The organism is Mesorhizobium sp. M7A.F.Ce.TU.012.03.2.1 (assembly GCF_004006095.1).
Taxonomy (GTDB): Bacteria; Pseudomonadota; Alphaproteobacteria; order Rhizobiales; family Rhizobiaceae; genus Mesorhizobium.
In genome coordinates, this window is record NZ_CP034779.1 from 3,580,649 (window position 1) to 3,599,954 (window position 19,306).

Sequence of the window (19,306 nt, forward strand, 5' to 3'; positions counted from 1 at the left end):
CGCGTCGACGGGAAATAAGCGATGTGAGGTACTGGTCACTGGACAGGCAGCCCGCCTGCCACAGATATCAGGGTTAATCTGGACTTAATGCATGTCGCCCAAAAGGGGAAACCGATTTGGGCAACGACATACACCAAACGAAACGAGTTGATGCAGTTACTGGCCCGGTGAAGCGCGTTTCATAAGCGAGCGCATCCGATTTGACTGGTCCGACAGCTTACGCGGCTTTGAAGTTCGGCCGCTAGGAGAAGATAAAGACTATGGCGACAAAGGAAAAGGAAGAGGTCGAAACCGAACGCGAAGGCGCCACCGATGGCCCTCTGCTCGACCTTTCCGATGATGCTGTCAAGAAGATGATCAAGGCCGCCAAGAAGCGCGGCTATGTCACCATGGACGAGCTGAATTCGGTGCTGCCCTCAGAGGAAGTGACCTCCGAGCAGATCGAGGACACGATGGCGATGCTGTCCGACATGGGCATCAACGTGGTCGAGGACGACGAGCAGGGCGAGGAGCCCGAGGCCGCCGACACCGCGGCCGATGCCGAGGAAGACGCCAACGAGTTGGCTGAGCAGACCGGCACCGCGGTCGCCGCCACCACCACCAAGAAAGAACCGACCGATCGCACCGACGATCCGGTGCGCATGTATCTGCGCGAGATGGGCTCGGTCGAGCTGTTGTCGCGCGAGGGCGAAATTGCCATCGCCAAGCGCATCGAGGCCGGCCGCGAGACGATGATCGCGGGTCTGTGCGAAAGCCCGCTGACCTTCCAGGCCATCATCATCTGGCGCGACGAACTCAACGAATCCAAGATCCTGCTGCGCGAGATCATCGATCTCGAAGCCACCTATGCCGGCCCCGAGGCCAAGCAGGCGCCGGTGGTCGAGCGCGTCGAGGAAGCCAAGGTCGAGGACAAGCCGCGCCGTTCGCGCGACGACGAAGACGACATCACGAATGTCGGCGCCGATACGCGTGGGCTGACGGATGACGACGACGAAGACGAGGACGAAGCGAGCCTGTCGCTGGCCGCGATGGAAGCGGAACTCCGCCCGCAGGTGATGGAGACGCTCGACGTTATCGCCGACACCTACAAAAAGCTGCGCAAGCTGCAGGACCAGCAGGTCGAGAACCGTCTGGCCGCCGCCGGCACGCTGTCGCCCAGCCAGGACCGCCGGCTGAAGGAGCTCAAGGACCAGCTGATCAAGGCGGTGAAGTCGCTGTCGCTCAACACGGCGCGCATCGAGGCGCTGGTCGAGCAGCTCTACGACATCAACAAGCGCCTGGTGCAGAACGAAGGCAAGCTGCTCAGGCTGGCCGAAAGCTACGGCGTGCGCCGCGAAGAGTTCCTGAAGGAATATCAGGGTTCCGAGCTCGACCCGAACTGGACGCGCTCGATCGGCAATCTGACCTCGCGCGGCTGGAAGGAATTCACCAAGAACGAGAAGGATGCGATCAAGGACCTGCGCGCCGAGATCCAGAACCTCGCCACCGAAACGGCGATCTCGATCCTGGAATTCCGCAAGATCGTCAATCAGGTGCAGAAAGGCGAGCGCGAAGCGGCGATCGCCAAGAAGGAAATGGTCGAAGCCAATCTGCGCCTCGTCATCTCCATCGCCAAGAAATACACCAATCGCGGCCTGCAGTTCCTCGACCTGATCCAGGAAGGCAATATCGGCCTGATGAAGGCGGTCGACAAATTCGAATACCGCCGCGGCTACAAGTTCTCGACCTATGCGACGTGGTGGATCCGGCAGGCGATCACGCGTTCGATCGCCGATCAGGCGCGCACCATCCGTATTCCGGTGCACATGATCGAGACGATCAACAAGATCGTGCGCACCTCGCGCCAGATGCTGCACGAGATCGGCCGCGAACCGACGCCGGAAGAACTGGCCGAAAAGCTTGCCATGCCGCTCGAAAAGGTGCGCAAGGTCTTGAAGATCGCCAAGGAGCCGATCTCGCTCGAAACGCCGGTCGGCGACGAGGAGGATTCGCATCTGGGCGATTTCATCGAGGACAAGATGGCGATCCTGCCGATCGACGCGGCGATCCAGGCCAATCTGCGCGAGACCACCACGCGCGTGCTGGCCTCGCTGACGCCGCGCGAGGAGCGCGTGCTCAGAATGCGCTTCGGTATCGGCATGAACACCGACCACACGCTGGAAGAAGTCGGCCAGCAGTTCTCGGTCACCCGCGAGCGTATCCGCCAGATCGAAGCCAAGGCGCTGCGCAAGCTCAAGCACCCGAGCAGGTCGCGCAAGCTGCGCAGCTTCCTGGATAGCTGAGACTTACCGATGCAAAAAGTTCAAGGGCGCCGATGGCGCCCTTTTTTGTTGTGGGACGCACTCTTGCGGGCGAGGCCCTTCGGGAGGATAATTCGGTGTCGGATGCATTTTCTGGGCGACAACCCGGATGCCCGCCCCGGCGAAGCCGCCGTGCTCCGTGGCCCCGGAGGGAGGTGTGCCATGACAAGCTACATCGTGCTGATGAACTGGACGGAGCAAGGTGCCAGGAACATACGCGAGTCACCGAAGCGGCTCGACGCCGCCAGGAGGCAACTGGGAGACATGGGCGGATCGTTCAAGACGTTCTACCTGACCATGGGCGAATACGATATGGTGGCGGTGGTCGAAGCGCCCGACGACGCGGTGCTGGCGCGCTTCTCGCTGATGCTGGCGGCAGCGGGCAATGTCAGGACGCGGACGCTGAAGGCCTTTCCCGAATTAGCCTACCGCGAGATCATCACCTCGCTCGGGTGAAGGAATCGGCAGGGTTTCTCGAAGTCGCTGGTTGGTGCCGGCCTGGTGGCGCTTTGCCGCAAGACGGGGCGCTTCGCCGTGATAGAATGTGGCCGGGGAGATCGCGATGAAGAAGGTTTCGATATTGGTCGCCAGCTTTGCCGCTTTGTCGTCGCTGCCGTTTTCCGCCGGCGCCAGTGCGCAAAAACCGGTCGGCATGGCCAATCCGGCATCCGTCCATTGTGTCGATATCGGCGGGCGCCTGGTGATCAGGAAGGACAAGGCCGGTAATGAATATGGATTCTGCGGCTTGCCCAATGGGCGCCTTTGCGAGGAGTGGGCGCTGTTTCGCGACAACAAGTGCATCGGGCCGAAGGCGGCCATGCGCCGCAAGTGACACACCTGCCATCATAGGGTGAGATCATGTCCGAACCGCATTCCCATTCGCATCTGTGGCCCGGCGTGCCACTCGCGCTTGGCTCGGCCGCCCTGTTCGGGGCGACGCCGCCGCTCAGCAAGCTGCTGCTCAATGGCGTCAATCCCTTCATGCTGGCCGGCCTGCTCTATCTCGGTGCCGGTCTTGGCCTCGCTCTGTACCGCCTGCTTCGGGGCAGGCAGGCCGCGGCCGGGGAGGCGCAACTGACCGCTGGGGATATTCCCTGGCTGGCGCTGGCGATCGGCATGGGCGGCGTTATCGCGCCGGTGCTGCTGCTGTTCGGATTGACCCTCAACACGGCGTCCAGTTCGGCGCTGCTGCTCAACCTGGAAGGGCTGGCGACGATGGCGATCGCCTGGCTCGTCTATCGCGAGAATGTCGACCGGCGCCTGCTTTTTGGCGCCTTCGCCATTCTGGCGGGTGCCATTCTTCTGTCGTGGCAAGGTGAGGGCGTCGCCTTCAACCGTGGCGCCCTGATGGTGGCAGGGGCTTGTCTGGCCTGGGGGATCGACAACAATTTCACGCGCAGGATCTCCGCCACCGACCCGGTGGTGATCGCCATGCTCAAAGGGCTGGTGGCGGGTGTCGTCAATGTCGGGCTGGCGCTTGCCGGCGGGGCCTTGTTTCCCCCGGCGTCGGTCATTGCAGCGACCGCCGCAGTCGGTTTCTTCGGCATCGGGGTCAGCCTGGTGATGTTCATCGTGGCGCTGCGTCATCTGGGCACCGCGCGGACAGGGGCCTATTACTCGCTCGCTCCCTTCATCGGCGCGTTGCTGGCAATCGCCATCCTGGGTGACGCCGTCACGCTCAAGCTGGCTGTCGCCGGACTTCTGATGGGCGTTGGCCTGTGGCTGCATCTGTCGGAACACCATGAGCACGAGCACGATCATGAGGAACTGGAACACGAGCACAGCCATTTGCATGACGAGCACCACCAGCACCATCATGACGGGCCGGTGAGCGAGCCGCATTCGCACTGGCACCGGCATGCCCCGATGCGCCACCGGCATCCGCATTATCCCGACCTGCACCACAGGCATGGCCACGGATAGATGCTGACCGTCTGGTACAACACGCGCTGCCCGGTCTGCGATGCCGGAATCAGCAGGCAGAAGCGGCGGCTGATCGAGGCGGTCAAGGCCGGGCGGATCGAGTTCCGAGATATCAATCTTGAACCGGCAGCGCTTGCCGGACTTGGCGCGTCGCTTGAGGATATCCGCCGCCGGCTGCACGCCACCGATGCGGCGGGCAGGCTGCTGGTCGGCGCCGACGTTGCCATCGCCGTGTGGAAGGTCACGCCGGGCGAAGGCTGGCTGGCGATGGTGTTCGGCAATCCGTTTGTCTTGCCGCTGACACGCTTTGCCTACGACCGCTTCGCCGATCTTCTCTATGCCTGGAACCGCCGCAAGGGCCGCTGGTAGCGGTTCGTCATTGATGACCGCAGGGCAAAAGGTCCGGAGGACATCTCCGGACCTTTTTCGTGCGCGCTATCGGCTGGCCGGCTTGCACAGCGCGCCGACGATGCGGCGCACTATCGGCAGCACCAGCAGCAGCGTCGGAAACGCCACCAGCCACGACAGACCCCAGGCGGTCAGCCAGATGGACGGCAGGTCGGGGTGGAAGCCAAGGCTTTTCAACGTCGAGATCAACGAGACGATGAAGGTCATCAACAGCGACAGCACCAGCGGGCTGAGAACAGCGGCATAGCGCGCAGGCAGTTTCCTGCGCTGATATCTTGCATTCATTTCGGGTGTTCCCTGAAAGTGTCCGGTCCGTCGCATTGGCATCCATTCGCCGGTGGCCGGCAAAATTGCCCGGAAGACCGGGTTGGATGCGTTGCTTGACGTCAGACGCTTACGGAGCAGCCGAGGCGCTCGCCGGCCTTCTAGCGGCACGTTCCAATGAAAGCAAGCCTCTGGCGCCGCATTCAGATACATCGTAAGATATATCTTGACTCCGTCGATTGGCTTGCCTAATTAAGACATATCGTAAGATACAACTCAAGGAGCAATCAATGCACAAACATTTTGGGAACAATCATTTCGGCGAACGGATGTTCATGCACATGGCCGGCAAATTCGGTGGCAGAGGGGGCGGCGGTTTTGGCCCGTTCGGACAGGGCGGTCGCGGTGGCGGGCGCGGAGGCCCGGGCGACATGTTCCGCGCCGGGCGCATGCTGGCCGACGGCGACCTCAAGCTGATCACGCTGTCGCTGCTGGCCGAGGCACCGCGCCACGGCTACGACATCATCAAGGCCCTGGAGGAGCGCACCAGCGGCATCTACAGCCCGAGCCCGGGCGTGGTCTACCCGACGCTGACCTTCCTGGAAGAGGCCGGCTATGCCGCCTCCGCCGCCGACGGCAACAAGAAGGTGTTTTCGATCACCGAAGCTGGTCAGGCGCATCTCGCCGACAACCGCGAGATGATCGATGGCGTGCTCGACCATCTCGAGCGCTTCGGCCGCAAAATGGCCAAGGCGCGCGACTGGTTCGGCTGGAACGACGAGAGTGAAGAGGGCGGGCGTCGTGGCGGCCGGGGTAGCCGCGGGGATCGTTCGGAAGCGCGCGACGAATTCCGCGCAGTCCGCCACCGACTGCGCGCGGCTCTGGGTGACTTCGTCGACGCCCCGGCCGACAAGCAGGCCGAGGCGATCGCCATCCTCGAAGGCGCCGCCGAGGCGCTGGAAGCGCTGTCGCACAAGTAAGCTTGTCCAGCCGACCGGACGCAGCCCTTGCCCGCTGGGCCAAGGACCGATAGTGAAATTCATCCCGCGTCACTCTACATGGTGCGGGATGAATGCTGTTGGAGGAAGCCCGATGTCTTTTCTGAAGCGTCTTTTCGGCGGTGGTGGCGGCGGAACCCAGGCGGCTGAGCCGACGAGTGCAGCGCCAGCCAAGCAGGTCGAGCACAAGGGCTTCCTGATCAGCGCCACGCCCTACAAGGCGGATGGCCAGTACCAGACGTGCGGCGTCGTCTCCAAGGAGATCGACGGTGTGGTGAAGGAACACAAATTCATCCGCGCAGACCGTTTCGCCGGGCTCGACGATGCCGTCGACATCTCGATCAAAAAGGGCATCCAACTGGTCGACGAGCAGGGCGACCGGATTTTTGGGTAGATCCCAGCAGGGCACTGCCTAACCATGCCGGTCTTTGCACCACGATGGACCTCTCGGTCCGGGTTGACCTACGACCGCCGGCGGATCAACTCGTCCTGGCGGGATCGATCGTCATCAGGCGGGTCCTGGCCTCGATCAGATGCCTTCTCGCGGCCCTTATCCGGCCGCACAATGCCAGATTAAGAGCGACGCCGCCTTCCTCGTCAGCAAGTCATTCGCGCGCTTCAGAGAGTGCTCAGCTCTCCTTATGCGCAGTCTGGCGTTGGCCGCTTCGATGCTGTGAATTTCAATCATTGTGCCGCGTCCTTTGCGGTTCCGGTCCCTTCACGGATTAAACCGCCGCTGATCATATTGGTTCCGGTGCTGTGACCATTCTGCGGCCGCCGCTATTTCGTTGTGGTGTTGAATTCACGGTTCGCCGCATAATCGATAACGAAGGTGCCCTCGGGAGCGCGAACGCCCTGCTTCACATTTGATATAGTCACCGTTGTGGTAAGTCCCTTCTCGTCGGTGAGGCTCCATCTGCGCAGATCGAGCGATTTTCTGTCGAACACCATGGAGATGTTCGAGTTGCCGAAAGCCGATCTGTCGGCCAGCTTGACGGTAACTTGGGCGCCGTCGTCTCTGATGCTCTTGAGGCGACTGCCGGAGAAGTCGACCTTGTTGTCGAGCAGCAGCTTCAGCGGCGTCTTCGAGAGAGCATAGAGCCGCGATGTCTTCAGTTTCCTGTTGTAAACCACCAGGGATTTACCATCCGCAATCACGCTGATCCCAGATTGGCCAGCATAATTGAACCGGATCTTGCCCGGGCGTTGGAGAAAAAACCTGCCATGTTTTCTTTCCGCCTTCGGGCCCGACTGCACGAAATCCCCTGACATAGATTTCACCGATGAGAAGTGATCGGCAATCGTCTTCGCATCAACCAGCGCGGCCGAAATCGCAATCGTGGACGCGATATTCAACGCGGCAGCGCCGACAGCGGCAAACAAGAAACCCGGCAACTTTTTGATCCGATAGGCCATTCGATTAACCCCAAGCAGACGCGTGATCGAAGGAGATCACGCGTCTTGAGATCAGTAGCCGTCCGGGCACCGCGCGACGTAAACCCGGCCGTACCGATCACGATATCTGCACTGGCCGGCTTCGCTGGCGTGGCCGATGACGGCCCCGGCTATCGCTCCCACCGCACCGCCAACAACCGCCCCTTCCACAGGGTCTCCGGCCACTGCGGCGCCTACGGCCGCGCCACCCAAGCCGCCGACGGCGGCGCCTTGTTCGGTACGGGAGCACGCCGAGAGCGGAATGAGCAGGCTCAAAATGAGCAGCGTCTTTTTCATCGTTTCTCTCCTGAGGCTACTATTAGCCAAAGCTTAAATGCTTAAGAGAGCTTTTCGATCCATCGACCGTTGCCTGCCATTCAAGCCTGGCCGTGGCGGAGCCGCGCGCCTTCGGCTCAAGTGGTACCCTCACTGTGTGGACGGGTGCGCGAAGGTCGCGCTTGGTGCAAACGTGGCCGGGGACTTCCGCACTCGCACAAGGGGGAGCGGATGAAACAGGGGACAGGATCCGCGGCGAACCGAACGGGCCAGGCTGATTGCGCGCCTGGCCAGCAAGGTTTGGAAGTCGACCCGAACTAAGCCGGCTGCAGTTCCCTGCGTGGCAGTGGCGGGAACGCGATGGCGATGCCGACCGCGCCGAGCCCGATAAGAGCCGAGCCGATGAACAGCCAGGAATAGTTGGCGTAGGCATCGAACACCATGCCGCCGGCAAGCGGTCCCAATGCCATGCCGAGGCTGGACAGCATGGTGGCGGCGCCGAACACGGTGCCGAGGATGCGCTGGCCGAAATATTCGCGCGCCAGCACCGCATAGAGCGGCATGACGCCGCCATAGGTGGCACCGAAGATAACGGCCAGCATGTAGAACTGCTCAAGCTGGCTGATCGACAGATAGGCGGCAATGACGATCGCCTGGATCGCCAGGCCCGCGATCAGCACCGGCTTGACGCCCAGCCGGTCGGCCAGCACGCCGTAGAAGAGCCGGCCGCCAAGGCCTGCCAGACCTTCGACACTGTAGATCGAGACCGCTGCCATGGGGGCGACGCCGCACAGCATGGCATAGCTGACCATATGGAAGATCGGTCCGGAATGCGCCGCGCAGCAGGCAAAGAAGGTCAGCCCGAGCACGATGAATTGCGGCGAGCGCAGCGCCTGGCCGACTGTCAGGCCGGCACCTTCGGCAACCGGCGCGGAGCCGGTGTCGACCAGGACGGGCTTCGGCCGCTGGCGCACCAGCAGCACCACCGGCAACAGCAGCACCCAGGCGGTAATGCCGATGTCGAACATGGCGGTGCGCCAGTCATAGGCGGAGATCAACCAGCGGGCGAAGGGCGAGATCGTCATCGGCGCCACGCCCATGCCGGCCGAGACCAGTGAGACGGCAAGGCTGCGGTTGGTGTCGAACCAGCCCGTGGTCAGCGCGATCATCGGCGCGAAAAAGGCGCTTGCCGCGAGACCGACCAGCACGCCATAGGTGATCTGGAAGCTCAGCAGCGAACCGGCGCGGCTGGCCAGCACCAGCGCCAACCCGAGCAGCACCGCGCCGATCATCACGACGATGCGGGCGCCAAAACGGTCCGATATCGCGCCCCAGGCGAAGCCACCAAGGCCCATCACCAGGAAGTTGAGCGTCATGGCGCTGGAAATGCCGGCGCGCGACCAGTTGGTGTCGATCGCCATCGGCTCCAGGAATATCGCCAGCGAAAACATCGTCCCGATGGCGACACAGGACATCAGCGCGCCAGCGGCGACGATGACCCAACGATAGGAAAGGCTCATTCAAATCTCCCATGCCTAAAGGCAGCGCTGCGCGCTGCTTGCACGAAGGACGCCGGCACCGGGTTCGATCCTACAATCCGGTTGCATTTTTTATCCAGTTTGATGTGACGCCGTTTTCGGCAGCTCAGATCGGCAGTTCCGACGTGTATTTGATCGTCTGGCTGGGGACGTCGGTCTTGACGTTCTGCACGCCCTTGATGCGGCTCAGATGCTCCGACTGGAAGCGGCGGTAATCGTCGATGCCGGCCGCCACCACGCGCACCATGGCGTCGCAATCGCCGAGCATCAAATAGCACTCCATCACCTGCGGCAGCTTGGCGACTTCGGTGGCGAAATGCTCGATCGTGTCCTCATCCTGCGTTTTCAGCCAGATGCGGGTGAAGAAGGTGAGGCCCTTGCCGATGCTGCCGGGGTTCAGCACTGCGACGTAGCGATCGATGATGCCGGCTTCCTCCAGCAGCTTCACGCGCCGCAGGCAAGGCGAGGGCGACAGGCCGACCTCTTTGGCCAGATCGTTGTTGGCCATGCGGCCGTCGCGCTGCAGCGCCCGCAGGATCCGCTTGTCGATCTCATCCAGCTTCATGGCTCTAGATTCCATCTATTTTGAAATTAATGGCACTCAATGCCGAACCTAGTTGAAGTACAACAATATTCGCAACCATATTGCGGAGAATTGTGGGTATGTTTGCCGCCAGTGTCATGAGAGTTCAAACGCAGGGCAGCGGCGGCCGCGAGGCGCGCCAGTGGAGACACATGAGCATTTCACAGGCAGTCGAGGCGGCGGGCAATGGTTCGCGATCCGAATTCCGCCGTGGCGTGGCGTCCTGCGCGCCGGTGCTGTTCGGCACCATACCCTATGCGCTGGTGCTCGGCGCCCAGGCCACGCAAAAAGGGCTGAGCACGGTCGAACTGTCCGCGATGACAGGGCTGAATTTCGCCGGCGGTTCGGAATTCGCGGCGATCCAATTGTGGACGTCGCCGCCGCACATCGTGCTCATCGTCGCCATCACCTTCCTGGTCAACAGCCGTCATTTGCTGATGGGTGCGGCACTAGCGCCGTTCCTGCGCCACCTGCCGCGGCGCAAGGTGTTTCCGGCGCTTTTCTTTATGTGCGACGAGAGCTGGGCGCTGGGCCTGGCCGATGCCAGACAGCGCACTGCTGCCGGCATCATGCCGGCCTTCAGCCCGCGCTACTATATGGGCGCGGCGCTGGCGATGTATCTCACCTGGGTGGTCTTCACCACGCTGGGTGCCTTGCTCGGTCCGATGCTCGGCGACGTCGGAGCCTATGGTTTCGACATGGCGTTCCCGGCTGTCTTCCTGGTGCTGATGCGCGGCATGTGGACGGGGATGGCGGCGGCGCGACCCTGGCTGGTCAGCCTGGTCGTGGCGGCACTGGTCTATCTCTTCGTTCCCGGCGCCTGGTATGTCGCCGCGGGCGCCATGTCGGGTCTGGTCGCGGCCTGGCTGATGGCGAGTGATGCATGATCGATGCAACGACCTTTTTCACCATCGTGCTGATGGCCGGCGTCACTTATCTCACGCGCATCGGCGGCTATGTCGTGCTGCGCAACCGTACGCTCAGCGGGCGTGCCACGGCTGTGATGGAAGCTGCGCCCGGTTGCGTGCTGATTGCGGTCATCGCACCGGCCTTCGTGTCGAAGTCCCCGGCGGATATTCTGGCGCTGGCTGTTACGCTGGTGGCCGCCACGCGGCTTTCCATGCTGCCGACTGTGCTGATCGGAGTCGCTTCGGCGGGGTTGCTCAGGCATTTCATCGGCTAGAAAGGCAGCGGCCAGTTGGCTTAGAGGCTCTTTGGCCACTGTTGGGCGGCATGTATGACGGTAAGTATTTCGACGGCATCTTCGCTTACGCGATAGGGGACGATATATGGGATATCGGCCAAAACGAGTTCTCGCGTCGCCTTGATGCGTCCAACGCGACCCATAGCCGGCTGTTCGGTAAGCAACTCCGCTGCGGACAAGATGCGCCCAATGACACGGGCGGCAGCTTCGGGACTGTCTTTCTCGATATGCGCGCCGATTTCGCCAAGCCGACGCAAAGCCCGCTTGGTCCAACGGATTGTCTTGCGGCTCATGGATCAGCCGGCGGGCTTGACGTATTTCCCGATCACGGCGGCCAACTCTTGTTCGCTGGCGAACTCACCGCGCTCGGCCTCGGCCAATCCGGCCTCTATCTCAGCGAGTTGCCACTCTTGACGAGCTACAAAGTCTTCGATGGCCTTGGCGGCCACATAAGAGCGCGAGCGATCGAGCTTTTCGGCAAGTTGGTCGAGCCTGTTTGTCGTGTCGTCGGGGAGGCGTACGGTGAAAGCCGTCATGGTTTCGATCCACTTGGTTCATTGTGATTGTGAGTGAACCAAGGTGGATCGTCAAGTCACACCCAAAGGACTCTGGTCGCTTCGCGCTGTTTACTGTCAGGAAAACAAGCGGGGAGCGCATTGAAAAAGGGCGGGCGCCAAGCGCCTGCCCTCCAATTTAAGTCTTTTCCCTATGCGGCAGCCGCGACACCCTGGCTGGCTGCCACCACGGCATCGACCTTGGCGGTCGCCTTGGCGAGCGCTGCGGTCACCGCGTCAGGACCCATGCCGACGCCTTCGATACGGATGACATCGACATCGGTCATGCCGAGGAAGCCGAGCACGCCGCGCAGGTAGGGAATGGCGTGATCGAACTGCACGGCCGCACCTTCGGAATAGATGCCGCCCGAAGCCAGCACGATATAGACCTTCTTGCCGGTGACGAGACCCTTGGGGCCGTTCTCGCCATAGGAAAAGCTCTTGCCGGAACGAGAGATATGATCGACCCAGGACTTCAGCGTCGAGGAGATGTTGAAGTTGATGAAGCCTGTGGCCAGGATCACGGTGTCGGCAGCAAACAGCTCGTCGAGCACGACATCGGAGACGCCGACGACCTCAGCCTGGCGCGCAGTGCGCGCTTCCGCCGGCACGTAGATGCCGCTCGCGTAGTCGGCGTCGATATGGGGGAGCGGATTGGCGACGAGGTCGCGCACGACGAGCGTGTTCGACGGATCGGCGGCGACGAGCTTTTCAGCGAATTCGGTAGCGATGCGGGTCGAATGGGAGGCGGCGCCGCGCGGGCTCGAAGTGATGAGAAGAATGGACATTTTGGGCTCTCCAGCGGTTGGAATGATTTGTCCCGCCAGATATGGGGCTTTCGATCCATTCAATAAACTGGTATATTTTCTATACGATCCATCTATAAGTTAGATATCACGATGCAGCCCAATCCGACGCTCGATCAACTTCAGATCTTTGTGACAGTCGCCGAAGCCGGCAGCTTCTCGGCCGCCGGCCGCAGGCTCAACCGGGCACAGTCCGTCATCAGCTACGGCATAGCCAATCTCGAGGCGCAGCTGGGGCTGAAACTGTTCGAGCGCGAGGGTACCCGCGAGCCGCAACTGACCGAGATCGGCCGGGCGATGCTGGAGGATGCGCGGCGCATGATCGGCGTGCTGCAGCGCATCCGTTCGCGCGTCGACGGCCATCACCAAGGGCTCGAGGCTGAAGTCGCGCTGTCGGTCGACGCAGCGTTGCCGTCGCCGGTGCTGGTGCGGGTGCTGAAGGCGTTCGAGGCGCAGTTTCCGACCGTGATGCTGCGCCTGCATATCGGTACGCTCGGCCTGATCCCCGATCATGTCGTCAGCGGGCAGGCCGACCTTGGTATTGGCGGCCTGCTGGGCGATGTCGATGTGCATCTCGTGCGCATCGGCTTCATGTCGATCGTGCTGGCCGCCGCGCCCAGCCATCCGCTGGCCCTGCTGCCGAAGCCGGTGGCGATCGAGGATGCGCGCGAACACACGCAGCTTGTCGTCACCGACCAGTCGGAGCGCACCAAGGGGCGCGACTTCGGCGTCTTCGCCTACCGCACCTGGCGGCTGACGGATGTGCGCACCAAGCATATGCTGATGCGCGAGGGGCTGGGCTGGGGCGGGCTGCCGCGCTGGCTGATAGCAGACGACCTGGCGAGTGGCCGGCTGGTCGAAATCGACCTCGAATCCTTCAGGGAGGTGAGTTCGCCGCTGTTTGCCATGCACCGCAACGATCGCAGCCCGAAGCCCGCGGCGGCCTGGCTGATCGACCAGTTCAAGCGCCAGCTCGGCTGCTTCAACGAGTTCGAACCGGGCGAGGTGCCTGAGGAAGAGACAGGCCATCGATCAGTGCCATGAGCACGGCGCGGTAGTCCTGAGCTGACGCACCGGCCTCGATGGCCAGGGCGGCACGATCGAAGGCGGAGCCGAGCAGCGCGGTCAGCGCGTCGGCCGGCAATCTCGTCATCGTCTGCGCCCGCATCGCCGCGACCAGCCCTTCGCGCAGTGAGCGGTTGCCGTGGCGGTTGTCGATCGCGTCCATGGCGGCGCGGCCAAGCACGGCCGGGCCGTCGAGCAGCAGTAGCCGCGTGCGGCCGGGTGCGCGCATCGCAGTGAGATAGGCGTCGGAGCCGGCAATGAGCGCGTCGCGGGCATTGAGCGATGGCGGCGAAGCGCGCTCGATCTCCTCAGCCACCGCCATCGCCTCCTGCTCGACCACGGCGGCAAACAGCGCCTGCTTGTCGGCGAAGTGATGATAGAGCGCGCCGCGCGTCACGCCGGCGGCAGCGACGATCTCCGGCGTGCTGGTCTCGGCATAGGATTTTTCGGTGAACAGCTTTCGTGCCGCGGCAATCAGGTCGGCGCGCGTCGCCTCGGTGCGGTCACGGTTGGAACGACGCGCGGAATCGCGTTGCATACATACAGCCTGTATGTTAATTGAAGTTACATGCAGACTGTATGTTAATCGACGGGAGAAGGAAAGATGAAGACGACGAGCTATTACCCGGTGCTGATGACCGGCGACGTCGCCGGCACGACGGCGTTCTATGTCGAGCATTTTCGCTTCCAGCCGCTATTCGAAAGCGACTGGTATGTGCATCTGCAATCGGTGGAGGACAGAAGAGTCAATCTCGGCATCGTCCAGGGCGATCATGAGACGATCCCGGAAGAGGGGCGAGGCCGCGCGTCGGGCCTGCTGATCAACTTCGAGGTGAGGGACCCGGATGCGGTCTATGAACGGATCGTCGCGGCCGGGCTGCCGATCCTGCGCTCTCTACGCGACGAACCCTTCGGCCAGCGCCATTTCATCACCCGGGATCCCAATGGCGTGCTGATCGACGTCATCAAGCCGATTCCGCCCAGCGAGGCGTTTCTGGCGCAGTACGCGGAGGGGGCGGTGGGCACCTGAACGGTGTTTTCGTGTTGGCTGTTCCCTACGCAATTTATGATCATCCGGTAATGCCAAGCCGAGAAAGTTTTGCTTTCTGAGCAGAGGTGCGATGCAATCATGCGAGTGCAGGTGGCGAGCGGACCATTGAATGACCGAAGATCTTGTCGATCGAATTTATGAAGCGGCGTTCGTCCCCGATTTATGGCCAGACGTCTTCGACAGGTTGAGCGAACTGTCGAACTCGACCGGAGGCGGTATGGGTTTGTTCGATGATCGGCTGGACCCGATGCTCATCGCGTCGGACCTGGTCCGGCCGATACTGGAGGGCATCTCTGCGGAAGGCGGGTTCAAGAGCAGCAGTGTCTCCCAACTCCTGCTGACGCTGCCCCCACCCTCGGAATTCGTCTACGACGAGGATTACTTCCCCAAGGAGGCGCTCGAGAACAATCGGACGCGGCTCGACCGGACGCTGCCATTGGGAATCGGTGGCGAAGTCGGTACGTTCATACCCCTGCCTACAGGCGAAGTTCTGTTGTTTACGATGGAGCGTTGGCTGACCAATGATCGGCCATCCCGAGACGAATTGGACCAGCTCAACCGCATGAGGCCGCATCTGGCGCGCGCCGGCCTGATTGGTGCGCGCCAGCGGCTGGAACGAGCGCGCGCTACGACTACGGCGCTTGCGGCGATCGGCCTGCCGGCCGCGGTGATGACGAGCAGGGGACGCGTTCTGGCGACCAATCAACTGCTTGACGCTCTGCCCCTTGTGTTCGTGCCGACGGCCCGTGATGGGCTCGCCCTTGCCGATGCCAAGGCAAACAAGTTGTTTCAGCAGGCGATTGCAAGCGGGACTGGTGACGCTGCGTCGGGTCGCTCCGTGCCCATAGCGCCAAGCGAGAATAGCGAGGCCATGATCGTTCACCTCATCCCTCTTCGCCGTCTGGCGCACGAACTTCTCTCAGGCGCCGACATACTGATCGCAGCCACGGCTCTCAACCCGACGAATCTGGTGCCTTCGCCGACCATCCCTACGGGCCTTTTCGACCTCTCGCCGGCCGAGGCGCGATTGGCAGCGGCATTGGCATCGGGGGATAGCCTTGGTGTGGCGGCGACAAGCGCCAACATCACCTATCGCACGGCCAGCACGTATTTTGGTCGTATCTTCGACAAGACAGGCACGCATCATCAGGCGCAACTCGTAGCTCTCCTGAAGGGAGCCTATGTCCCCGTTGCTCCCTCGAAGGGGGAGTGAGCAACGGCGGCCTTAAAGTCTTCGTTGTCCCAGAACCGCGGCACACTTCTGGGCGACATGCACTAGCTTCGCGCCACCGGCATCACCGTCACCTGGCTGACGCCGGTGCGGCGCACCACGGTGCATTGTGTCTCGCGGCCGATGCGCTCGGCGTCGAGCACGCGCACCAGGTCGTCGACGCCGGTGACCGGGCGGCCGTCTATTGCGGCGATGATGTCGCCCTCCTTCAAGCCGGCCTTGGCCGCCGGGCCATCCTTCTCGACGCTGCGCAGCCGCACCGCGGTGTTGGTCCACACTTGCGACAGGAGCGCGGCGCGTCGCGGCAGATTGACGGTGTCGGCCGAGACGCCGATGAAGGCGCGGCGCACGCGGCCGAAGCGGATGATCTCGGAAATGACGAAATTGGCGGTGTTGGAGGCAACAGCGAAGGCGATGCCTTGCGCGCCGTGGATCATGGCGGTGTTGACGCCGATGACCTCGCCGGCCGACGACACCAGCGGTCCGCCGGAATTGCCGGGATTGAGCGCTGCGTCGGTCTGGATAACGTCGTCGATCAGCCGGCCGGTGGAGGCGCGCATCGAGCGGCCGAGCGCGGAGACGACGCCGGAGGTGACGGTCCATTCGAAACCGAGCGGGTTGCCGATTGCAATGGCGATCTGGCCGCGCCGCAGCCGTTTGGAATCGCCCAGCGGTGCGACGTCGGCAAAGCTGCCGTCGGCGCGCACCAGCGCGATGTCGGTGTCGGGATCGCGGCCAAGAACACGCCCTTCTCTCGAGGCGCCGTCCGGCATCGAAACGCGCACCGTCCTGGCATCACCGACGACATGGAAGTTGGTGACCACCAGCCCGTCCGGCGCAATGACGAAGCCGGAGCCATGGCCGCCCTGACCGCCAACGCGCTCGATGCGGCAGACGGCCGGACCGATGCGGTCGACCGCATCGGCAACCGTCGTCGAATAGGCGTCGAGCAGCGTGTCATCGGTTTGGAATTTGGCGACCGCGACGGCCATGGGAGGGCTCCGTGTGTTCAGGCTTGATCGTGACTATATGTGCGGAGCGGCTGGAACCGCAGCGACCTGACCAGATGGCCAGTCAAACCGGCAACTAGCCGTCAGGCGAGTACCCGCGGACGCGCTGTCGAGCGATATCTGGGGCATGGATGAACCCAGGAGACCATTATGAGCGATTTCAATCTGAGCGCGTTTTCGCAAGCCGTCGCTGATCTCGCCGCCAAGGCCGCGCCGGCAACGGCTGGCTTCGCCACGCATCATCACCGCACGGCAAGCGCCTTCCACTGGCGTGACGGCTATTTCGTCACCGCTGAAGAGGCTGTCGAGGCCGGCGAGGAGATCGAACTGGTGTTGGCCTCGGGGGAAACGGTGAAGGCCGAGCTGGTTGGCCGCGACCCTTCTACCGGTGTTGCCCTGCTGAAGCCGTCGGAGGCCGTCAGCGCCGCGCCGTTGGCCAAGGCCGATGCGGTGCGGCCGGGCAACATCGCCATTGCCATCGGCAGCAGCGACGGTTCGGCTTTGGCTGTTTCGGGCTCGGTGGGCGAAGTCGGCCCGGCCTGGCGCTCGATGCGCGGCGGCACCATCGACCGGCGCATCAATCTTGCCGTCGGAGCCGGCGGCCGTTTCGAGGGCGGCCCGGTTCTCGACGCCAAGGGTGCGCTGATCGGCATGCTGTTGTTCGGACCGCGCCACCGGGCGCTGGTCATGCCTTACGAGACGATCGAGCGGGCGGTCGCGACCTTGCGCGAAAAGGGCCATGTCGCGCGCGGCTATCTCGGCGCCGGCCTGCATCCGGTACGCGACCGCGACGCGCACGGCGCGATGGTGATGAGTCTCGATGACGATGGTCCCGCGAAGACCGCCGGTCTCTCTCTTGGCGATATCATCGTGGCGTGGAACGGTGAGGCGGTGCACGGCCCGCGGGACCTGATCCGCAGGCTCGGACCCGACAGTGCCGGCTCTTCGGTGACGCTCGGTGTCGTGCGCGGCGGCGAACAGCGCGATGTCGTGCTGACAATCGGCGAAAAGCCGCTGAGCTGAGGGCATCCATGGACACGCTCACCAGCGACAGGATCATGCATGACGGTGCCGTCTCGCGGCGGCTGGTGGTGCTGATTGCGCTTGGCGATGCGTCACGCGCCGAGCGCCTGGCGGCCTCGCTGGCCGCGAGCGATGACCTGCTGCCGGTCGTAGCCGGCGGTGGAAGAGCCGACGTCGCCATCGTTGACGACAGCATTGGTGATGGCGTGCCGGCCCTCATTCCACGGGTGCTGCTGACCGGACGCGCTGGCGGCGAGCGGCCCGCCGGTGAGGTGCTGGCCGTGATGTCCGCTGGCGCGGAGGATTTGTTGATCGCCGCGGCGGCGCGGCTGGCCGCGGCCGGCTATCGCGTCTCGGGCGAGCGCGGAAGCGGACGCCATGAGGATTTCCGTGCCGGCGATGGCGAGCCGTTCGAGGAGGAGGCCTCCGACGAGCATGCCGCCCGCCCAACGCTGTCGCCGCGCGAGGCGGAAGTGTTGGCGCTGCTGGCCGAGGGCGCCCCAAACAAGGTGATCGCGCGGCGGCTGAACATTTCGGTGCACACCGCGAAGTTCCATGTCGCCGCAATCCTGATCAAGCTCGGCGCCGCCAACCGCACCGACGCGATTGCCATTGCGATGCGCCAAGGGCTGGTGCTGGTTTAGCCATAAACCCTACGCTGCGTAACGCGGTGTCCAGCGTGTCGGGTCTTGCGCTGCGGTCGCCTGCCGCGCAAAGGTTTGCGCCTGTTGTGTTGCAAGGGAGGCGCAAGGAAATGTCGCTCAAGGGAAAGACGCTGTTCATCTCCGGCGGGTCGCGCGGCATCGGGCTGGCGATCGCGCTGCGCGCGGCGCGCGACGGCGCCAATGTGACGATCGCGGCCAAGACCGCCGAACCGCATCCGAAGCTGCCGGGCACGATTTATAGCGCTGCCGAAGAGATCGAGCAGGCTGGCGGCAAGGCGCTGCCTGTTTTGTGCGACATCCGCGAGGAGGCGCAGGTGGCCGAGGCGGTCACCAGGACCGTGGAAAAATTCGGCGGCATCGACATCTGCGTCAACAATGCCAGCGCCATCCAACTCACCGGCACGCTCGAGACCGACATGAAACGCTACGATCTGATGCATCAGATCAACACGCGCGGTACCTTCCTGGTCTCGAAAATGTGCATTCCTCACCTGAAGTTGGCGCAAAATGCTCACATCCTGAATCTGGCGCCGCCGCTCGACATGAAGGCCAAGTGGTTCAGGAACCACGTCGCCTACACGATGGCCAAGTTCGGCATGTCGATGTGCACGCTGGGCATGAGTGCGGAGTTCGCCAAGGACGGCATCGCCGTCAATTCACTGTGGCCGATCTCGACCATCGACACGGCGGCGGTGCGCAATCTGCTCGGCGGCGCGACGGTGGCGGCGATGAGCCGTTTGCCCGACATCATGGCCGACGCCGCGCATGCCATCTTCATGCGGCCGGCGCGCGAGACAACAGGTAATTTCTACATCGACGAGGAGGTGCTGCGCGCCGAGGGCGTCAGCGACTTTTCAGCCTATGCGCCAGGTGCGACCGGGCCTCTGGCCGGAGATTTCTTTGTCCCTGACGAGGTGTTTGCCCGCACGGACAGCAAGATCAAGAGCATCTACTAGATCCGCGTCATTGTGAG

25 protein-coding genes are annotated in these 19,306 nt (G+C 63.1%); 15 read left to right on the forward strand and 10 right to left on the reverse strand.

Annotated features, from left to right (window positions below):
• Positions 1-260 precede the first annotated feature (260 nt).
• The 5 genes from rpoD (at position 261) to EJ079_RS17380 (ending at position 4,592) form a co-directional block, all read left to right on the forward strand.
• A complete protein-coding gene (gene rpoD / locus EJ079_RS17360) occupies positions 261-2,282 on the forward strand; it encodes an RNA polymerase sigma factor RpoD (RefSeq protein ID WP_013530149.1) in 2,022 nt (673 codons plus the stop codon).
• Positions 2,283-2,462: 180 nt separating this feature from the next.
• The gene (locus EJ079_RS17365; protein ID WP_127396265.1) at positions 2,463-2,756 is read left to right on the forward strand and encodes a GYD domain-containing protein; all 294 of its coding nucleotides are present in this window, start codon (positions 2,463-2,465) and stop codon (positions 2,754-2,756) included.
• A gap of 106 nt (positions 2,757-2,862) precedes the next feature.
• The gene (locus EJ079_RS17370) at positions 2,863-3,132 is read left to right on the forward strand and encodes a DUF333 domain-containing protein (protein WP_127809618.1); all 270 of its coding nucleotides are present in this window, start codon (positions 2,863-2,865) and stop codon (positions 3,130-3,132) included.
• 26 nt (positions 3,133-3,158) lie between these two features.
• Positions 3,159-4,223, forward strand: coding sequence for a DMT family transporter (locus EJ079_RS17375; protein ID WP_127809619.1), 1,065 nt, complete (start codon positions 3,159-3,161; stop codon positions 4,221-4,223).
• A complete protein-coding gene (locus EJ079_RS17380; protein ID WP_127809620.1) occupies positions 4,224-4,592 on the forward strand; it encodes a DCC1-like thiol-disulfide oxidoreductase family protein in 369 nt (122 codons plus the stop codon).
• 66 nt (positions 4,593-4,658) lie between these two features.
• Here EJ079_RS17380 and EJ079_RS17385 read toward each other — a convergent pair whose 3' ends face one another.
• On the reverse strand, positions 4,659-4,916 hold the full coding sequence (locus tag EJ079_RS17385) for a DUF2798 domain-containing protein (RefSeq protein WP_127396261.1): 258 nt from the start codon (positions 4,914-4,916) through the stop codon (positions 4,659-4,661).
• A 269-nt stretch (positions 4,917-5,185) separates the two neighbouring features.
• Here EJ079_RS17385 and EJ079_RS17390 point away from each other — a divergent pair, with 269 nt between their 5' ends.
• Both EJ079_RS17390 and EJ079_RS17395 read left to right on the forward strand, forming a co-directional pair.
• Entirely contained in the window at positions 5,186-5,875 is a 690-nt protein-coding gene (locus EJ079_RS17390) for a PadR family transcriptional regulator (RefSeq protein WP_127326293.1), read from the forward strand.
• A 112-nt stretch (positions 5,876-5,987) separates the two neighbouring features.
• Positions 5,988-6,287 carry an HlyU family transcriptional regulator gene (locus EJ079_RS17395; RefSeq protein WP_127326294.1) on the forward strand — a complete coding sequence of 100 codons (300 nt, stop codon included), beginning with the start codon at positions 5,988-5,990 and terminating at the stop codon, positions 6,285-6,287.
• A gap of 386 nt (positions 6,288-6,673) precedes the next feature.
• On the opposite strand, the gene EJ079_RS17405 is transcribed toward EJ079_RS17395, so the two are convergent.
• From EJ079_RS17405 to EJ079_RS17420, 4 genes are all read right to left on the reverse strand, one after another.
• Entirely contained in the window at positions 6,674-7,309 is a 636-nt protein-coding gene (locus tag EJ079_RS17405) for an outer membrane lipoprotein carrier protein LolA (protein ID WP_127396260.1), read from the reverse strand.
• 51 nt (positions 7,310-7,360) lie between these two features.
• Positions 7,361-7,624 (reverse strand): YMGG-like glycine zipper-containing protein, encoded by a 264-nt coding sequence (locus EJ079_RS17410; RefSeq protein ID WP_127268100.1) that lies wholly within the window; start codon positions 7,622-7,624, stop codon positions 7,361-7,363.
• Between the two features lie 296 nt (positions 7,625-7,920).
• Complete coding sequence (locus EJ079_RS17415; RefSeq protein WP_127809621.1) at positions 7,921-9,123, reverse strand: MFS transporter; 1,203 nt, start codon at positions 9,121-9,123, stop codon at positions 7,921-7,923.
• A 124-nt stretch (positions 9,124-9,247) separates the two neighbouring features.
• Complete coding sequence (locus EJ079_RS17420; protein WP_127268102.1) at positions 9,248-9,706, reverse strand: Lrp/AsnC family transcriptional regulator; 459 nt, start codon at positions 9,704-9,706, stop codon at positions 9,248-9,250.
• Between the two features lie 170 nt (positions 9,707-9,876).
• Here EJ079_RS17420 and EJ079_RS17425 point away from each other — a divergent pair, with 170 nt between their 5' ends.
• Together EJ079_RS17425 and EJ079_RS17430 are read left to right on the forward strand one after the other, a co-directional pair.
• On the forward strand, positions 9,877-10,611 hold the full coding sequence (locus EJ079_RS17425; protein WP_127399415.1) for an AzlC family ABC transporter permease: 735 nt from the start codon (positions 9,877-9,879) through the stop codon (positions 10,609-10,611).
• Positions 10,608-10,907, forward strand: coding sequence for an AzlD family protein (locus EJ079_RS17430; protein ID WP_127326299.1), 300 nt, complete (start codon positions 10,608-10,610; stop codon positions 10,905-10,907). The genes EJ079_RS17425 and EJ079_RS17430 overlap by 4 nt, the downstream gene beginning before the upstream one ends.
• Positions 10,908-10,927: 20 nt before the next feature.
• Here the strand turns inward: EJ079_RS17430 and EJ079_RS17435 are convergent, their stop codons facing one another.
• From EJ079_RS17435 to EJ079_RS17445, 3 genes are all read right to left on the reverse strand, one after another.
• A complete protein-coding gene (locus tag EJ079_RS17435) occupies positions 10,928-11,221 on the reverse strand; it encodes a type II toxin-antitoxin system RelE/ParE family toxin (protein WP_127268105.1) in 294 nt (97 codons plus the stop codon).
• Between the two features lie 3 nt (positions 11,222-11,224).
• A complete protein-coding gene (locus EJ079_RS17440) occupies positions 11,225-11,464 on the reverse strand; it encodes a CopG family ribbon-helix-helix protein (RefSeq protein ID WP_127256140.1) in 240 nt (79 codons plus the stop codon).
• Between the two features lie 170 nt (positions 11,465-11,634).
• Positions 11,635-12,270, reverse strand: a complete 636-nt coding sequence (locus EJ079_RS17445) for an FMN-dependent NADH-azoreductase (protein ID WP_127268106.1) — start codon at positions 12,268-12,270, stop codon at positions 11,635-11,637.
• A 111-nt stretch (positions 12,271-12,381) separates the two neighbouring features.
• On the opposite strand from EJ079_RS17445, the gene EJ079_RS17450 reads away from it, so the two are divergent.
• The gene (locus tag EJ079_RS17450; RefSeq protein WP_127326301.1) at positions 12,382-13,332 is read left to right on the forward strand and encodes a LysR family transcriptional regulator; all 951 of its coding nucleotides are present in this window, start codon (positions 12,382-12,384) and stop codon (positions 13,330-13,332) included.
• Here EJ079_RS17450 and EJ079_RS17455 read toward each other — a convergent pair.
• On the reverse strand, positions 13,271-13,891 hold the full coding sequence (locus tag EJ079_RS17455; protein ID WP_127809622.1) for a TetR/AcrR family transcriptional regulator: 621 nt from the start codon (positions 13,889-13,891) through the stop codon (positions 13,271-13,273). The two genes, EJ079_RS17450 and EJ079_RS17455, sit on opposite strands and share 62 nt — an antisense overlap.
• 66 nt (positions 13,892-13,957) lie before the next feature.
• On the opposite strand from EJ079_RS17455, the gene EJ079_RS17460 reads away from it, so the two are divergent.
• A complete protein-coding gene (locus tag EJ079_RS17460) occupies positions 13,958-14,383 on the forward strand; it encodes a VOC family protein (RefSeq protein WP_127809623.1) in 426 nt (141 codons plus the stop codon).
• Positions 14,384-14,513: 130 nt separating this feature from the next.
• The gene (locus tag EJ079_RS17465) at positions 14,514-15,617 is read left to right on the forward strand and encodes a helix-turn-helix transcriptional regulator (RefSeq protein WP_127809624.1); all 1,104 of its coding nucleotides are present in this window, start codon (positions 14,514-14,516) and stop codon (positions 15,615-15,617) included.
• Positions 15,618-15,679: 62 nt separating this feature from the next.
• Here the strand turns inward: EJ079_RS17465 and EJ079_RS17470 are convergent, their stop codons facing one another.
• Positions 15,680-16,627, reverse strand: a complete 948-nt coding sequence (locus tag EJ079_RS17470) for a trypsin-like peptidase domain-containing protein (RefSeq protein ID WP_127809625.1) — start codon at positions 16,625-16,627, stop codon at positions 15,680-15,682.
• Between the two features lie 168 nt (positions 16,628-16,795).
• Between EJ079_RS17470 and EJ079_RS17475 the strand changes: the two genes are divergently transcribed.
• The 3 genes from EJ079_RS17475 to EJ079_RS17485 all read left to right on the forward strand — a co-directional run bounded on the left by EJ079_RS17475 (position 16,796) and on the right by EJ079_RS17485 (position 19,289).
• The gene (locus tag EJ079_RS17475; protein WP_127396640.1) at positions 16,796-17,668 is read left to right on the forward strand and encodes a S1C family serine protease; all 873 of its coding nucleotides are present in this window, start codon (positions 16,796-16,798) and stop codon (positions 17,666-17,668) included.
• Positions 17,669-17,676: 8 nt separating this feature from the next.
• On the forward strand, positions 17,677-18,312 hold the full coding sequence (locus tag EJ079_RS17480; RefSeq protein WP_127326307.1) for a helix-turn-helix transcriptional regulator: 636 nt from the start codon (positions 17,677-17,679) through the stop codon (positions 18,310-18,312).
• Between the two features lie 110 nt (positions 18,313-18,422).
• A complete protein-coding gene (locus tag EJ079_RS17485; RefSeq protein ID WP_127809626.1) occupies positions 18,423-19,289 on the forward strand; it encodes an NAD(P)-dependent oxidoreductase in 867 nt (288 codons plus the stop codon).
• The last annotated feature ends 17 nt before the right edge of the window (positions 19,290-19,306 follow it).

What these genes read in the sequence shown, in the direction of transcription:
- EJ079_RS17430 (WP_127326299.1), top strand. Translation starts at nt 10,608, where the DNA reads ATGATCGATGCAACGACCTTTTTCACCATCGTGCTGATGGCCGGCGTC.
- EJ079_RS17475 (WP_127396640.1), top strand. Translation starts at nt 16,796, where the DNA reads ATGAGCGATTTCAATCTGAGCGCGTTTTCGCAAGCCGTCGCTGATCTC.
- EJ079_RS17470 (WP_127809625.1), bottom strand. Translation starts at nt 16,627, where the DNA reads ATGGCCGTCGCGGTCGCCAAATTCCAAACCGATGACACGCTGCTCGAC.
- EJ079_RS17435 (WP_127268105.1), bottom strand. Translation starts at nt 11,221, where the DNA reads ATGAGCCGCAAGACAATCCGTTGGACCAAGCGGGCTTTGCGTCGGCTT.
- EJ079_RS17365 (WP_127396265.1), top strand. Translation starts at nt 2,463, where the DNA reads ATGACAAGCTACATCGTGCTGATGAACTGGACGGAGCAAGGTGCCAGG.
- EJ079_RS17425 (WP_127399415.1), top strand. Translation starts at nt 9,877, where the DNA reads ATGAGCATTTCACAGGCAGTCGAGGCGGCGGGCAATGGTTCGCGATCC.
- EJ079_RS17460 (WP_127809623.1), top strand. Translation starts at nt 13,958, where the DNA reads ATGAAGACGACGAGCTATTACCCGGTGCTGATGACCGGCGACGTCGCC.
- EJ079_RS17410 (WP_127268100.1), bottom strand. Translation starts at nt 7,624, where the DNA reads ATGAAAAAGACGCTGCTCATTTTGAGCCTGCTCATTCCGCTCTCGGCG.
- EJ079_RS17445 (WP_127268106.1), bottom strand. Translation starts at nt 12,270, where the DNA reads ATGTCCATTCTTCTCATCACTTCGAGCCCGCGCGGCGCCGCCTCCCAT.
- EJ079_RS17450 (WP_127326301.1), top strand. Translation starts at nt 12,382, where the DNA reads ATGCAGCCCAATCCGACGCTCGATCAACTTCAGATCTTTGTGACAGTC.
- EJ079_RS17380 (WP_127809620.1), top strand. Translation starts at nt 4,224, where the DNA reads ATGCTGACCGTCTGGTACAACACGCGCTGCCCGGTCTGCGATGCCGGA.
- rpoD (WP_013530149.1), top strand. Translation starts at nt 261, where the DNA reads ATGGCGACAAAGGAAAAGGAAGAGGTCGAAACCGAACGCGAAGGCGCC.
- EJ079_RS17385 (WP_127396261.1), bottom strand. Translation starts at nt 4,916, where the DNA reads ATGAATGCAAGATATCAGCGCAGGAAACTGCCTGCGCGCTATGCCGCT.
- EJ079_RS17415 (WP_127809621.1), bottom strand. Translation starts at nt 9,123, where the DNA reads ATGAGCCTTTCCTATCGTTGGGTCATCGTCGCCGCTGGCGCGCTGATG.
- EJ079_RS17440 (WP_127256140.1), bottom strand. Translation starts at nt 11,464, where the DNA reads ATGACGGCTTTCACCGTACGCCTCCCCGACGACACGACAAACAGGCTC.
- EJ079_RS17375 (WP_127809619.1), top strand. Translation starts at nt 3,159, where the DNA reads ATGTCCGAACCGCATTCCCATTCGCATCTGTGGCCCGGCGTGCCACTC.
- EJ079_RS17405 (WP_127396260.1), bottom strand. Translation starts at nt 7,309, where the DNA reads ATGGCCTATCGGATCAAAAAGTTGCCGGGTTTCTTGTTTGCCGCTGTC.
- EJ079_RS17370 (WP_127809618.1), top strand. Translation starts at nt 2,863, where the DNA reads ATGAAGAAGGTTTCGATATTGGTCGCCAGCTTTGCCGCTTTGTCGTCG.
- EJ079_RS17455 (WP_127809622.1), bottom strand. Translation starts at nt 13,891, where the DNA reads ATGCAACGCGATTCCGCGCGTCGTTCCAACCGTGACCGCACCGAGGCG.
- EJ079_RS17420 (WP_127268102.1), bottom strand. Translation starts at nt 9,706, where the DNA reads ATGAAGCTGGATGAGATCGACAAGCGGATCCTGCGGGCGCTGCAGCGC.
- EJ079_RS17395 (WP_127326294.1), top strand. Translation starts at nt 5,988, where the DNA reads ATGTCTTTTCTGAAGCGTCTTTTCGGCGGTGGTGGCGGCGGAACCCAG.
- EJ079_RS17465 (WP_127809624.1), top strand. Translation starts at nt 14,514, where the DNA reads ATGACCGAAGATCTTGTCGATCGAATTTATGAAGCGGCGTTCGTCCCC.
- EJ079_RS17390 (WP_127326293.1), top strand. Translation starts at nt 5,186, where the DNA reads ATGCACAAACATTTTGGGAACAATCATTTCGGCGAACGGATGTTCATG.
- EJ079_RS17485 (WP_127809626.1), top strand. Translation starts at nt 18,423, where the DNA reads ATGTCGCTCAAGGGAAAGACGCTGTTCATCTCCGGCGGGTCGCGCGGC.
- EJ079_RS17480 (WP_127326307.1), top strand. Translation starts at nt 17,677, where the DNA reads ATGGACACGCTCACCAGCGACAGGATCATGCATGACGGTGCCGTCTCG.